The organism is Corynebacterium crudilactis, assembly GCF_001643015.1.
In the GTDB taxonomy this organism is placed as follows: domain Bacteria; phylum Actinomycetota; class Actinomycetes; order Mycobacteriales; family Mycobacteriaceae; genus Corynebacterium; species Corynebacterium crudilactis.
The window spans coordinates 287995-301438 of sequence record NZ_CP015622.1; the positions used below are offsets into that span (position 1 = coordinate 287995).

Annotated in this window: 12 protein-coding genes and 1 pseudogene; 5 read left to right on the forward strand and 8 right to left on the reverse strand. The window is 54.2% G+C overall.

Annotation, left to right across the window (positions count from 1 at the left end):
* The first annotated feature begins 78 nt into the window (after window positions 1–78).
* Window positions 79–1344 carry an aspartate kinase gene (locus ccrud_RS01345; RefSeq protein ID WP_066563812.1) on the forward strand — a complete coding sequence of 422 codons (1266 nt, stop codon included), beginning with the start codon at window positions 79–81 and terminating at the stop codon, window positions 1342–1344.
* A gap of 31 nt (window positions 1345–1375) precedes the next feature.
* Complete coding sequence (locus ccrud_RS01350; protein WP_066563814.1) at window positions 1376–2410, forward strand: aspartate-semialdehyde dehydrogenase; 1035 nt, start codon at window positions 1376–1378, stop codon at window positions 2408–2410.
* Between the two features lie 74 nt (window positions 2411–2484).
* On the opposite strand, the gene ccrud_RS01355 is transcribed toward ccrud_RS01350, so the two are convergent.
* Entirely contained in the window at window positions 2485–3066 is a 582-nt protein-coding gene (locus ccrud_RS01355) for an RNA polymerase sigma factor (protein ID WP_066563816.1), read from the reverse strand.
* A 246-nt stretch (window positions 3067–3312) separates the two neighbouring features.
* Here ccrud_RS01355 and ccrud_RS01360 point away from each other — a divergent pair, with 246 nt between their 5' ends.
* A complete protein-coding gene (locus tag ccrud_RS01360) occupies window positions 3313–4824 on the forward strand; it encodes a catalase (protein ID WP_425394210.1) in 1512 nt (503 codons plus the stop codon).
* A gap of 231 nt (window positions 4825–5055) precedes the next feature.
* Here the strand turns inward: ccrud_RS01360 and ccrud_RS01365 are convergent, their stop codons facing one another.
* Window positions 5056–5349, reverse strand: coding sequence for a hypothetical protein (locus tag ccrud_RS01365; RefSeq protein WP_066563822.1), 294 nt, complete (start codon window positions 5347–5349; stop codon window positions 5056–5058).
* 176 nt (window positions 5350–5525) lie between these two features.
* On the opposite strand from ccrud_RS01365, the pseudogene ccrud_RS01370 reads away from it, so the two are divergent.
* Window positions 5526–5964: pseudogene (locus tag ccrud_RS01370) on the forward strand (arsenate-mycothiol transferase ArsC).
* Here the strand turns inward: ccrud_RS01370 and ccrud_RS01375 are convergent.
* Genes ccrud_RS01375 through ccrud_RS01400 form a run of 6 tightly spaced genes read right to left on the reverse strand, consistent with a single transcriptional unit; the run spans window position 5925 to window position 11787 of the window.
* Window positions 5925–6245 carry a Na+/H+ antiporter subunit G gene (locus ccrud_RS01375; protein ID WP_066569361.1) on the reverse strand — a complete coding sequence of 107 codons (321 nt, stop codon included), beginning with the start codon at window positions 6243–6245 and terminating at the stop codon, window positions 5925–5927. The pseudogene ccrud_RS01370 and the gene ccrud_RS01375 overlap by 40 nt on opposite strands.
* A gap of 3 nt (window positions 6246–6248) precedes the next feature.
* Window positions 6249–6521 carry a cation:proton antiporter gene (locus ccrud_RS01380; RefSeq protein WP_066563825.1) on the reverse strand — a complete coding sequence of 91 codons (273 nt, stop codon included), beginning with the start codon at window positions 6519–6521 and terminating at the stop codon, window positions 6249–6251.
* 3 nt (window positions 6522–6524) lie between these two features.
* Complete coding sequence (locus ccrud_RS01385) at window positions 6525–6980, reverse strand: monovalent cation/H+ antiporter subunit E (RefSeq protein ID WP_066563828.1); 456 nt, start codon at window positions 6978–6980, stop codon at window positions 6525–6527.
* The gene (locus tag ccrud_RS01390; protein ID WP_211271326.1) at window positions 6980–8506 is read right to left on the reverse strand and encodes a monovalent cation/H+ antiporter subunit D family protein; all 1527 of its coding nucleotides are present in this window, start codon (window positions 8504–8506) and stop codon (window positions 6980–6982) included. Before ccrud_RS01390 ends, ccrud_RS01385 begins: the two co-directional genes overlap by 1 nt.
* A gap of 6 nt (window positions 8507–8512) precedes the next feature.
* Window positions 8513–8896, reverse strand: coding sequence for a cation:proton antiporter subunit C (locus ccrud_RS01395; protein ID WP_066563833.1), 384 nt, complete (start codon window positions 8894–8896; stop codon window positions 8513–8515).
* A complete protein-coding gene (locus ccrud_RS01400; protein WP_066563837.1) occupies window positions 8893–11787 on the reverse strand; it encodes a DUF4040 family protein in 2895 nt (964 codons plus the stop codon). Before ccrud_RS01400 ends, ccrud_RS01395 begins: the two co-directional genes overlap by 4 nt.
* 162 nt (window positions 11788–11949) lie before the next feature.
* Here ccrud_RS01400 and ccrud_RS01405 point away from each other — a divergent pair, with 162 nt between their 5' ends.
* A complete protein-coding gene (locus tag ccrud_RS01405; RefSeq protein ID WP_066563841.1) occupies window positions 11950–13416 on the forward strand; it encodes a YhgE/Pip domain-containing protein in 1467 nt (488 codons plus the stop codon).
* The last annotated feature ends 28 nt before the right edge of the window (window positions 13417–13444 follow it).

Sequence of the window (13444 nt, forward strand, 5' to 3'; positions counted from 1 at the left end):
TCTGGCTAGGTAGTCACCGTCTATAAAGGTAGAGTTGAGCAAGTAACTGTCAGCACGTAGATCGAAAGGTGCACAAAGGTGGCCCTGGTCGTACAGAAATATGGCGGTTCCTCGCTTGAGAGTGCGGAACGCATTAGGAACGTTGCTGAACGGATTGTTGCCACCAAGAAGGCTGGAAATGATGTCGTGGTTGTGTGCTCCGCTATGGGCGACACCACGGATGAACTTCTAGAACTTGCAGCGGCAGTGAACCCCGTTCCGCCAGCGCGTGAAATGGATATGCTCCTAACTGCTGGTGAGCGTATTTCCAATGCGCTCGTTGCCATGGCTATTGAATCCCTGGGAGCAGAGGCGCAGTCCTTTACTGGTTCTCAAGCAGGTGTGCTCACTACTGAGCGTCACGGAAACGCGCGCATTATTGATGTCACACCAGGTCGTGTGCGTGAAGCTCTCGATGAGGGCAAGGTCTGCATCGTCGCTGGTTTTCAGGGTGTCAATAAGGAAACCCGAGATGTCACCACTCTTGGTCGCGGTGGTTCTGATACCACTGCAGTTGCTTTGGCGGCTGCACTACATGCCGATGTGTGTGAGATTTACTCCGATGTTGATGGCGTCTACACCGCTGATCCACGTATCGTTCCAAATGCTAAGAAGCTAGATAAACTTAGCTTTGAAGAAATGCTGGAACTTGCTGCGGTTGGCTCCAAGATTTTGGTGCTGCGCAGTGTTGAATACGCCCGTGCATTCAATGTGCCACTGCGCGTACGCTCGTCTTATAGTAATGATTCCGGCACACTAATTGCCGGCTCGATGGAGGATATTCCTGTGGAAGAAGCAGTCCTTACCGGTGTCGCAACCGATAGCTCCGAAGCCAAAGTAACTGTCCTGGGTATTTCAGATAAGCCAGGCGAAGCAGCCAAGGTATTCCGCGCATTGGCTGATGCAGAAATCAACATTGACATGGTTCTGCAGAATGTTTCTTCTGTGGAGCACGGCACCACCGATATTACTTTCACCTGCCCGCGTTCCGACGGCCCGCGCGCAATTGAGATTTTGAAGAAGCTTCAGGTTCAGGGCAACTGGACTAACGTGCTTTACGACGACCAGGTCGGCAAAGTCTCTCTCGTGGGAGCTGGCATGAAGTCCCATCCAGGCGTGACTGCAGAATTCATGGAAGCTCTGCGCGATGTCAACGTGAATATCGAACTGATTTCCACTTCTGAGATCCGCATTTCCGTGTTGATCCGTGAGGGCGATCTCGATGCTGCTGCACGTGCATTGCACGAGCAGTTCCAGCTCGGTGGCGAAGAAGAAGCCGTCGTTTACGCAGGCACTGGTCGCTAATTTTCTTTACGTTTAAGGAGTAGTTTTTACAATGACCACCATCGCAGTTGTTGGTGCAACCGGTCAGGTTGGCCAGGTTATGCGCACCCTTTTGGAACAGCGTAACTTCCCAGCTGACACTGTTCGTTTCTTTGCTTCCCCTCGTTCTGCTGGCCGTAAGATTGAATTCCGCGGCACTGAGATTGAGGTGGAAGACGTTACTCAGGCAACCGAAGAATCCCTCAAGGGCATTGATGTTGCACTGTTTTCTGCTGGTGGCTCTGCTTCCAAGCAGTACGCACCACTGTTTGCTGCTGCTGGCGCAACCGTGGTGGATAACTCTTCTGCATGGCGCAAGGACGATGAGGTTCCTCTCATCGTTTCTGAAGTGAACCCTTCCGCTAAGGATGCACTGACCAAGGGTATTATTGCGAACCCAAACTGCACCACCATGGCTGCTATGCCAGTGCTGAAGCCTCTGCATGATGCAGCAGGTTTGGCCAAGCTTCATGTTTCCTCCTACCAGGCTGTTTCTGGTTCTGGCCTGGCTGGCGTAGAAACCTTGGCTAAGCAGGTCTCTACAGTTGGCGATCACAACGTAGAGTTCGTCCATGATGGTCAGGCTGCAGATGCTGGCGATGTCGGACCTTATGTTTCACCAATCGCTTACAACGTGCTTCCTTTCGCTGGAAATCTTGTAGATGATGGCACTTTCGAAACCGATGAAGAACAGAAGCTGCGCAATGAATCCCGCAAGATTCTTGGTCTTCCAGATCTTAAAGTTTCCGGAACCTGCGTTCGTGTGCCAGTGTTCACCGGCCACACCTTGACCATTCACGCAGAATTCGACAAGGCAATCACCGTTGAGCAGGCGCAGGAAATCTTGGGCGCTGCTCAGGGTGTCAAGCTTGTCGACGTCCCAACCCCACTCGCGGCAGCCGGCCAGGATGAGTCCCTGGTTGGTCGTATCCGCCAGGATTCCACTGTCGATGACAGCCGTGGCCTAATATTCGTCGTTTCTGGCGATAACCTACGCAAGGGCGCAGCACTGAATACCATTCAGATCGCTGAGCTGCTGGTTAAGTAACTCCCACAGCTAAAGCCCGCCAGAGCGTTGAGCTCCAGGCGGGTTTTTTCATGCTTGCAGAGCGGAAATAGGGGTTAGCCCCGTGCGGATTTTCCATCTTTGGAAGAGGGTTTTTCGGTGGCAGTTGCGGCGATGAGGTCTGCTCGGGCGCGCGCTACGCGTGAGCGGATTGTACCCACACGGACGTCGGCGATTTTTGCGGCTTCTTCATAGGTATAGCCCAAAACTTGGGTAAGGATTAAGGCTTCTCGACGCTCGGGTGGGAGGGCGTCGATAAGCGTGCGGACGTCAATCCACTCAGACCAGATGCCTGCATTGCTGGCGTCTGTGGCACCTGTATTTTCGTATTCAATGATGGATTTGCGTGGTCGTGCCATGTCATGGCGGATATTGTCCACCCATACGCGCCGGGCAAGTGAAAGCAGCCAGGTGCGTGCGGATGAGCGCGCAGCGAAGCGGGGGAGTGCGCCCATGACGCGCAGATAAGTCTCTTGTGTGAGGTCATCGGCAATTTCATGGCCCCCGAGGTGGGCTAAAAGGCGCCACACATCGTCCTGTGTTTCCCGGATGAATTCAGTGAGCGCGGCGCGGTTTCCACCGCCGGCGGCAAGGGCCAGCTCGGTGACGTGGGCGTCGTTTCGCTCATTGGACTTCACAATGCCACAGAATACCAGCTCAGGCAGGGGTCACACTAAAGGTAGGTCGGGGGTGTCATTGTAGGCAAAAAGAATCAAACTTTTGTCTTTTTGCTGGCAGTTTACGCATGGGTTGCTTAATCGGTGGCGCGAAGCGACATTCTCGGGTAGGCTATTAATGAGAATTAATAAATAGGTATCTCACATAAACGGAAGGAAATGCTTATGTCTGAGAAGTCAGTAGCAGATCAGATCGTAGATCGCGGAATGCGTCCAAAGCTTTCTGGAAACACCACCCGCCACAACGGAGCTCCAGTTCCATCTGAGAACATCTCCGCCACCGCAGGCCCACAGGGTCCAAACATTCTCAATGACATCCACCTCATTGAAAAGCTTGCACACTTCAATCGTGAGAACGTTCCCGAGCGTATTCCTCATGCAAAGGGCCATGGCGCTTTCGGTGAGCTACACATTACTGAAGATGTTTCTGAATTCACCAAGGCAGACCTGTTCCAGCCGGGCAAGGTCACCCCAATGGCTATTCGCTTCTCCACCGTTGCTGGTGAGCAGGGCTCCCCAGATACTTGGCGCGACGTCCACGGCTTCGCTCTTCGTTTCTACACCGAAGAGGGAAACTACGATATCGTAGGCAACAACACCCCAACCTTCTTCCTTCGTGATGGCATGAAGTTCCCTGACTTCATCCACTCCCAGAAGCGCCTTAATAAGAACGGTCTGCGCGATGCAGACATGCAGTGGGATTTCTGGACCCGTGCACCTGAATCCGCACACCAGGTGACCTACCTGATGGGTGACCGCGGTACTCCTAAGACCTCCCGCCACCAGGACGGCTTCGGCTCCCACACCTTCCAGTGGATCAACGCTGAGGGCAAGCCAGTATGGGTTAAGTACCACTTCAAGACCCGTCAGGGCTGGGATTGCTTCACCGACGCTGAGGCAGCAAAGGTCGCGGGCGAGAACGCTGACTACCAGCGCGAAGATCTCTATAACTCCATCGACAACGGCGACTTCCCAATCTGGGACGTCAAGGTTCAGATCATGCCTTTCGAGGATGCTGAGAACTACCGCTGGAACCCATTCGACCTGACCAAGACCTGGTCTCAGAAGGATTACCCACTGATCCCAGTCGGTTACTTCGTTTTGAACCGCAACCCACGCAACTTCTTCGCTCAGATCGAGCAGATTGCACTGGATCCAGGCAACATCGTTCCAGGTGTCGGCCTGTCCCCAGACCGTATGCTGCAGGCTCGTGCCTTCGCATACGCAGATCAGCAGCGTTACCGTATCGGTGCTAACTACCGCGATCTGCCAGTGAACCGCCCAGTCAACGATGTCAACAGCTACAGCCGCGAAGGCTCCATGCAGTACATCTTCGACGCTGAAGGTGAGCCTTCCTATAGCCCTAACCGCTACGACAAGGGCGCAGGCTACCTGGACAACGGCGAGGATTCTTCCTCCAACCACACCTCCTACGGCCAGGCTGAAGACATCTATGTCAATCCAGACCCACACGGCACTGACCTCGTTCGCGCTGCATACGTCAAGCACGAGGATGACAACGACTTCATCCAGCCAGGCATCCTTTACCGCGAGGTTCTAGATGAGGGCGAGAAGGAGCGTTTGGCAGACAACATCTCCAATGCAATGCAGGGCATCTCTGAAGTAACCGAGCCACGTGTTTACAACTACTGGAACCAGGTTGATGAGAACCTCGGCGCACGCGTCAAGGAGCTTTACCTACAGAAGAAGGGTGCATAAGCACTCCTTTTAAGTCCACTGTGACTTGAAAATAAGGGGCCTCCCACGATCTGGTGGGAGGCCCCTTATTTGTTATTTAGGCCAGTGACTGGCCAAGGGGTAATTCTGCGCCCACCATGGGCTAAAAATTATGCTTTTCGACGCTTCCCTGCGGAGGCGTGTTATGAAAAAGCAAAGTCCGCACGTTCCCCTTGAAACGGGGCACGTGCGGACTTTGTGTTGCAGGAAAACTTAAGCAGACAGAACAGCAGAGCCGACTATGCCAATGCCTAAGAATGGCGCAATGATTGGGAGCAGGATGCCTGCGGTGCTGTTCAGTGCAACAGAACCAGCGGTGCTTTGTAGTGCAGATTCTGCGTCGGCGTAAGAGGTGCCTGGGAGGAAGTTCTGCACGGTGTTAACGAATTCGCGAGGGATCTCAATCATGGAGCTTGGGCTGGCCTGCTGTGCATTTGCTACGCCGGCGGTGCCACCCATGATCAGAGCGGTGGATAGCGCAACTGCTGCTACTGATTTGAAACGCATGGAATCTCCTTAAAATGAATTGTTTTCAACTATAAGGATAGGTGATAGCAGATTGCATTTCTTGGCTTTGACCAGAACTTTTATCGCATATTTTCGTTGGGTAAATATTATTTATCCTGAGTTTAGTTTAGGTAAATTTTTAGCAATTAACGTAGCTAAAAGGAGAATTCAACATCATCAAATCAGCATTGTTTGCATGCCGTTGGCAATGGCGGAAAATCTCAGTTGACGGCAGCGCTTGCCCATAAGGATGCGCCAGATTTTGTGGAGATTTGTTCTGCGGGCACTAAGCCAGGCGCAGGTCTTAATCAGCTCTCCGTTGTATCCATCGCGGAGGTGGGCGCTGATATATCTCAAGAGTTTCCCAAAGCAATTGATCCGGAGCTTTTATGAATAGTTGATCGAGTGATCATTTTGGTCGATGATGCACAGCTGAAGCTGCCTGCATATGCGGCTGGCACATTAGAGCGGTGATCAATTGCGGAGCCAGCTGCACAGGGGATGGAGCGGATGCGGATTTATGCGGGGGATCAGATAGACACGCAGGTTCACGTGTTGTTTAAGGCTGAAACTAGTTATTTAGAACGTCTGTTATCCACCACGGTGACACCGTAGATAGCGCGTCCCATATAGAAGGACCCTACGGAACCGATAATCCAGACGCCAAGGATTGCGATGATGGCGCGGATGAGATTGTTCAGGTTAAAACCATCAGTAGCCCAGGTATGAATAAGCAGTGCTGTGATCAGCAGCGGAATAGAGACACCAACGGTGGGGCCTAGGAGATTGGCGCGGGTGAGGGGATCTGGCGCGCGCCACAACGCGAGTGCAGTGCCGAGGGCGAAAATACCTGCGATGATCACGAGGATGGAGACGATGATCTCTGGAATGGTCATCATTTACCTGCGTCCCTTCGAAATAATGCGAGCCATGGACAGTGTTGGAAGTACGCCACCGAGTACTGCGGCAAGGAGCGCGATTTCAAAGGCGATGGAGGTGGGGTTGTTGAGAACCCAGATCAAGTAGATCGCAATCATGGAGTAGAAAACCATGTCGGAAAGCACCGCGCGGGTGAGAAAATCTTTGGTGCGCAGAATCAGCAGCAGCGCAGATAGCAAAGAAAGCGCGAACATGCATATGCCAATAGCAGTGACAATTTCAAAAGCAGTCATGTCTTAGAACTCCCTCTCGTCTCGGCTTACGGTGTTTTGGGCGGTGTCGGCGATTTCACGGCTTGGCCATTCCGAATCGCCAGGGCGAATGTCCTTGTGAGGGCCTTGCCCCGGAACACCGTGATCGATCGCTGCCACTGCAGGTGCCAGACGCTGTTCCATATCTGCGATGGATTCAAAAACCTCAACTGGATCAGAACCAAACACTGCTTGGATCAGCAAAATGGTGGGGTCGCCGGGCTTGCGGGGTTCGCGTAGGCCAAGGGACAGGGTGGAAGGAGTCGCGGTGATGCACGTTGACAGGGCTGCGATCTGGAAGTCCGTGGTCACTCGAAGTGGGTAGCGGATAACAACGGGGTTGAAGCCGGTGTCTTTTTTCACCGCAGCGGTGATCACGCTGAAGCCAGAGAGGAAAATCTGGCCGATCAGCCATGGGATGAATTTCAGGGCGTTAAGCATTAGTTTCCTCCCTGGTAGCTAGGGCTTGGCACTCCGATGGCGTTTTCACCGAGCACAGCCTGCTGGTATGCATCGGTGTTCAAGAGGCCGTCGGTGGCGGTGAGGGTCGCGTCGATAAGCGGGCCCGCGAAGATGAACATGCCTACCGATAAAATGATCAGGCTGAGCGCTGGGGCGATTTTTGCTGCGCTGATGCGCAGCTGCGGCGAGACGCCGCGCTGGTGCATCGTGCCACCCCAGAAGACTTCGCGCCACACGCGAATCATGGAGAGTAGCGCGCCGATGCTGGCGATGATGATTGCGGCGATGGCGATCCATGCAGCGACATTGCCGACGCGGGCGATCTCGAGCAAGATGAGCGCTTTGCCCCACATGCCCGAAAACGGTGGGAAACCGACAACGGAGAAGGCACCTGCAGCAAACACTGCTGCGACGACAGGTTCGCGGCGTGCAAGGCCAGACAGCTTGGACAGCATGCCGGTGCCGTAGGTTTCTTCGATTGCGCCAGAGGTCAGGACCAGCGCACCGATGGTGATCATGTGGTGCAAGGTGTACAAAAGACCGGCGGCGAGTGCGCGCTGTGGATCGTCGGAGGTAAACGCCATCATGATGAGAATGAACGGCATACCGTTGACCATTTGGTAGGCAAGGACGCGGCGAATGGAGTTTTCACCAAGGCCTGCGAAGCCACCGATCAGCATGGATACCACCATGAAGGCCACGATCAGCCAGTTCCAGGTGGGATCCATGTCAAAGATGTGCACCCAAATGCGGTAGAGCATGTAGACCGCGACTTTGGTGTGCAAACCAGAGAACAAGCCCATCACGGCAGCTGAGGTGCCGGGGTAGGTGCGGGGCAGCCAGGTGTGGACGGGGAAAACTCCGGCCTTAACGGCGATCGCGATAACCACGATGCCCATGGCGGTGGCTGCCAGTGGGTTGCCTTCCACGACATCTTGAAGCGCTGCGATATTCACGGAACCAACGACACCGTAGACAATCGCCACGCCAGCAACCAGCAGGGTGGACGCGGACAGGTTAACCAGCACGAAAATTCGGCCAGAAGCCAGGCGTGCCCAAGTACCAGTCATGGCGATCAAACCGTAGGACGGCAGCAGCATGACTTCGATGAACACGAAGAAGTTGAACAGATCGGCGGTCAGCAGAGCACCGTTAACGCCCGTGATCAGCATCAATGTGAGCGCTGGGTAGAAACGTGCGCGGGTTTCACCAACGATGGTGGCAAACCAGTTGGCGGTGACAGCCACGATGGAGGTGGTGATCAACATGATGGCGCTGAACGTATCGGCAGCAAAGGGGATTGCCACGCCGCCAACATAAAGGCCCACGTTGTGAGCAATCGGGCCGTGTTCAGCGGTGTGTGCAAACAGCCAGATGCCAGCAAAAATACCCGCGAAAGGCACGATGATGTGCAAAATATCGCGGATGAGACGCCACGGCAGAAGCACCGCAATGGCAGAGGCCGCAAGGGGAACTGCAACGAAAATAGGAAGGAGAATATCCATAGCCATTTAAGCTCGGTCCTCCTGATCTGTTGGGTTGGTGACTGAACGAGCGCTAGTAGTCAAAGGCGATTGATCGTCATCTGGTTCGATGGACCGGGTGTCGTCGCTGCGTCCCAGTGCTGCCAAGGCCAACATGATGGTTGTGGTGGCCATCGCGATGACGATGGCGGTGAGGACGAACGCTTGGGGGAGTGGATCGGCGGCGTCGGTAAGCGGGGTCCTGTCGGGGAAGGCTTCGCCGCGCCACGTGGGCACACCGGCGTACAGGATGGTCAGGTTCGCTGCGTGGCCGATCAGTGACATGCCGAAGACGATGCGCACCATGCCGCGTTGCTGAATGAGGTAGACACCTCCGCCGAATAGGATTGCCACGGTGAATGCGAGAATCATCGGGTTACCTCCTTAGAGTTTCCACTTGCTGGGTTCATTGGCTCCGGCCAGTCTTCATCGCCATCTGGCTCAGGTTCCACAGCTGGGGTTGCCGGAAGTGGTCCGCTTTGGCGGGCGTAATCCAGATCCTTGATGTCAGAGCCTGGGCGCAGGTAACCGCCGAGGCCGTTGATAGCCATGGACACCATGCCGAGCACGGCGAGGTAAACGCCGAGGTCGAAGATCATCGAAGTGGTCCAGTGCTGGCCTGCGAAGTTGAAGTGGATGGCGTAGAGGAAGGAACCGTGGGTCAGTCCCAAAACTCCGGAGAACACGGCCATCAAAATGCCAATGCCCGTGAGGATGAAGGGGACATTTTGGTTGAAGATACGTCCGTCGCGAGCCCTGGACAAGTAGAGGAACATCAAGGCCGCACCGGCGATCAATGCTGCGATGAATCCGCCACCTGGATCATTGTGTCCACGCATGAACACAATGAAGCTTAAGAAGCACAGCGCAGGTACGAGCACCTTGACCAGCATGCGCAGTGGGATCGAGTTGAGGTTCGACTGGCCGAATGGGCGCGGGTGGGTGCCCTTGGCAAAAGGATGTCGTGGCATAGAAGACACAACAGCACCGATGACCACAGCAGCCATACCCAGGACGGAGAGCTCGCCCAAAGTATCTAGTGCGCGGAATTCCACCAAAATGGTGTTCACCACGTTGGAACCTGATGTAATTTCAGGTCCTTCGTTGAGATACCACATGGCAAGCTCAGAACGTTCATGGCGGCCAAGCAGCCCCCATACCGTCATGAATGCGGCGAACGCTGCCAGTACGGATATCAAAACGGTACTGCGCCTGCGGCTGTGTTTGATGCGCTTGAACTTAGCTGGCTGGTGTCGGATCACCATCATGATGATCACCACCACGAGGCCTTCTACGAGGAACTGAGTGAGCGCCACATCGGGAGCACCCAGCAGCAGCATTTGGAAGGACACGCCCACACCAGCGGTGCCAGCCAAAACGGCAGAACTGAGGCGGTTTCGAGTGGTGACAAGGCCAAACACTGACAAAGCGATGATGGCCAATGGAACCAGATCAATCCAGCGATCAATGCCTGGCTGCTTTGGCGCAAGCTGCACAGATGGATGCAAGGTGGCAACAGTAGCCAGCGCCCACAGCAACACAATCACACTGACCAAGTGCCTGCGAGGGCTCATAGAATCAGCCATGCGTCCGAAGAATTTACCCATACGATTAGCGCGGTAGACCAGCATGGACAAGGAATCATTGCCCGTTGCAATGGGGAATGGATTCGCCTCTGCGATCTTCCAAAGTTCCTTGCGGAAAAGCACTCCAATGATGCCCAATGCCAGCACCCCGAGGGAAATCAGCAGCGGAGTGTTGATGCCATGCCAGAGCGCCAGGTGCATCTGCGCTGGTTCCCCGGCAGCGGAGGTTGCTGCGGCGGAGAGGGGGGCATCGAAAAGCGAAAGAGCAAGGATCAGCGGCAAAGACGCAAGCCCAGGAAGCGCGGCCGGAAGCCAGAGGGCGACAGGCGCTTCTTTGACATGTGACATATCGCGAGGGCCATCGACGAATGCGCCGAGGACCAATTTGGCTGAATAGGTGAAGGTAAGAACCGCACCAATTGCAGCACCAACCAGCAGCAACACCACATAGGAATTACCGATCGGGGCGTCCATAAACGCAGTCAGCATGCCTTCTTTAGACACAAAGCCCAGCAATGGCGGAACCGCCGCCATCGACAGCGCGCCCACTAAGACGGACACGAAAGTAAACGGCATCTTTTTGACCAAAAAGCCCAGACGGCGGATATCGCGAGTGCCTGTTTGATGATCAATAACGCCAATGAGCATGAACAATGATGACTTAAAGAGCGCATGGCTGAGCGTATGCACGATGGCTGCACCCAAAGCGAAAGGAGTGCCCACGCCGATTGTCGCCACGATCCAACCCAAATGGGACACCGTGGAATACGCCGTGAGCTTTTTTAGATCAGTTTTCTGTACCGCAAAATACGCGGACATAATCGCAGTACCCATGCCCACGCTGATGAGCAACCAATTCCACACGGCGACATCATGAAACACAATGCTAAAGCGCAGCAACAGGTAAATACCTGCCTTGACCACCGCTGCAGCGTGCAAAAACGCCGACACCGGAGTGGCCGCAGCCATGGCCTCTGGCAACCAGAAATGGAATGGGAACTGTGCAGATTTCGTAAACGCCGAGGTAGCAATCAAGACAGCAATCACAGCAGTGAGAATTGGCTTTTCTGCCCAGAACTCAGCATGCAAAATGCCATCCAAGCTGGTGGTTCCAGCCTGAGTTGCCGCGATCGATACCGCCGTAAGCAGCGTTAAGCCACCGAAAAACGTCAGAATCAACGTACGAATCGAACCGGATTCTCCAGAAGAACCAGAGCGCGCAATCAGCATAAATGATGCCAAGGACACCAATTCCCAAGCGACGAAAAGTACAAAGACATCATCGGCAAGCACAAACAGTAAAATTGCTGCGGTGAAAGCCGTCATGATGGTGTAGAAACTGGTGTTTCCCTTATTCTTCGGTAAATATTCCGCCGAATAAATAAACACAATTGCGCCGATAACCAGTGCTAACAACGCAAAGAACAAACTCAAAGCATCTGCGCGCAGAGCAAATTTCACATCCACGCCAGTGCCGAGCAGATCCCGAACCCACGTGATATCCCAGGTCAGCGCCTGGCCATCCAAAATTGGTCCGGATTCACGTACCAAAAAGTATGCAGCAACCGCAAAGATTGCAGCCAAAGGCCATCCGGCTTTTCGGTCTACTACCTTGACCGAAATTGGTGCAAAAATCACTGAGATCACCGCAAGTGCCACAACAAATAGCAAACTCATGCATTATCCCTAATTACCCGTTGGACCCTGATCTAATTATGACCTAGGAGGGTATTTACCTTTAAATATTGATTATCTACAAAACTACTTCAGTAGGTTAGCAAGAGCACATTTCGGTGCGCCTCCCTGATAATTCGCACAACCCAAACTAGATTGCACACTATGTCTGCCACTGCTTCTTTATCAAGAAAAATCTTGGCTGTTCTTCTGCTCTTAGTCCCGCTTGTCGCGGGTACGATCTATGCCGCAGCCATGAATCTGGATGTCTCGCGCGCATGGTCTTCCGCAGAAGAGGTGACAGGAGCACCTGCTGCTTCCATCGCCACCAACAACGAGGAGCTTATCGACGCCCGCCGCGCCGCCGGTGAGGCCGGCGCTCAAGCGGGGTTCCTCACCTCCGGAACTGGTGAGTTAACCACCGGAACGCAACAGCTTGTCGACGGCGCGCAGCCCCTCGAAGACGGCGTCACAGCCGCGGCTGATGGTGCACAGCAACTCCACGATGGACTTGTACAACTCCAGGCCGGCACCGGACAAATGGGAACCGGTGCCACAGAAATTGCTGATGGAGTCCAAAGCGCTGTGGAACAACTCGGCGGCTTGGTTATTGTGCAGCAACAACTTCTCGGTGCCTTAAATGAAGCAGACAAACACCTTGCAGCCAGCAAAATCCCCGAAGCTGAAGAGCTCCGCAAACAGATCACAGAGGTTCGCAGACACCTCGACAACTTTGGTATCTCAGTAGAGATGACCGACCAGCTGGATCTCCTCCGCAGCGGCACCCGTGATTTGGCCAACCAACTGGCAGTTCCCGGTTATGGCTTCCATGACGGCATCTACAGCGCCACCAAAGGCGCAGCAGAACTATCAGCTGGACTGAAAGAACTCGAAACTGGCGTCGGCACAGCTGTGGAAGGATTCACCGCATTAGATGAAGGCGCCAACCGACTAGGTGCAATGGCTTCGCTCAACGAAGAAAAAACCTCTGCTGTCCAACGAGCCCTTCCAGTACCGCAGGTTCCCGCAGGCTCTGTAGAAGCCGCTGCTGAAGAAGAACGCACCAGCGCACTAGCGCCAATGTATGCCTTCCTCATCTCAGCTCTAGTGATGCTCGCAGGCGCAGCGCTAGGCTGGGCAGGTTTTAAAAACAACTGGTTACTCGCCTTTGTTGTTCTTGGTGTAACTGCCATCGGTGGCATTATCTTGTTCACTGTTTCCCTCGGAATGTCCATTGCTGCTCTGTCCGGAGCTTTGGGAATCCTGCTTCTCGCCACCGTTGTTGCCGGCATTCTCTCCCGCGTTCTACTCCAAATGATGGGCGTTACCGGCGCAATTATTGTCACTGTGCTGGGCTGGATCGCCCAAGCCGCCGTGATCGGTCACGTATGGAGCGTGACTGCCGTATCCGATATCGCACTTGTCTGGCGCGTAATTGCAGGCATGATGCCTTTGCACTACCCAACCTTTGCAGTGACCTCCATCGGTAATGGAGGAACCATGTCCGCCGTGTGGATGGCAGTTGCTGTTCTTGTTGCGATGGGCGTAATCGGTGCAATAGCGCTGCGGAAACCTAAGGCTGTTGCTGTTCCAGTTGCTGTTGAGGAAGAAGAGGAAGACCAGACCATGTGACCAAGAACGATGGTTTGGTGGTGTCTTT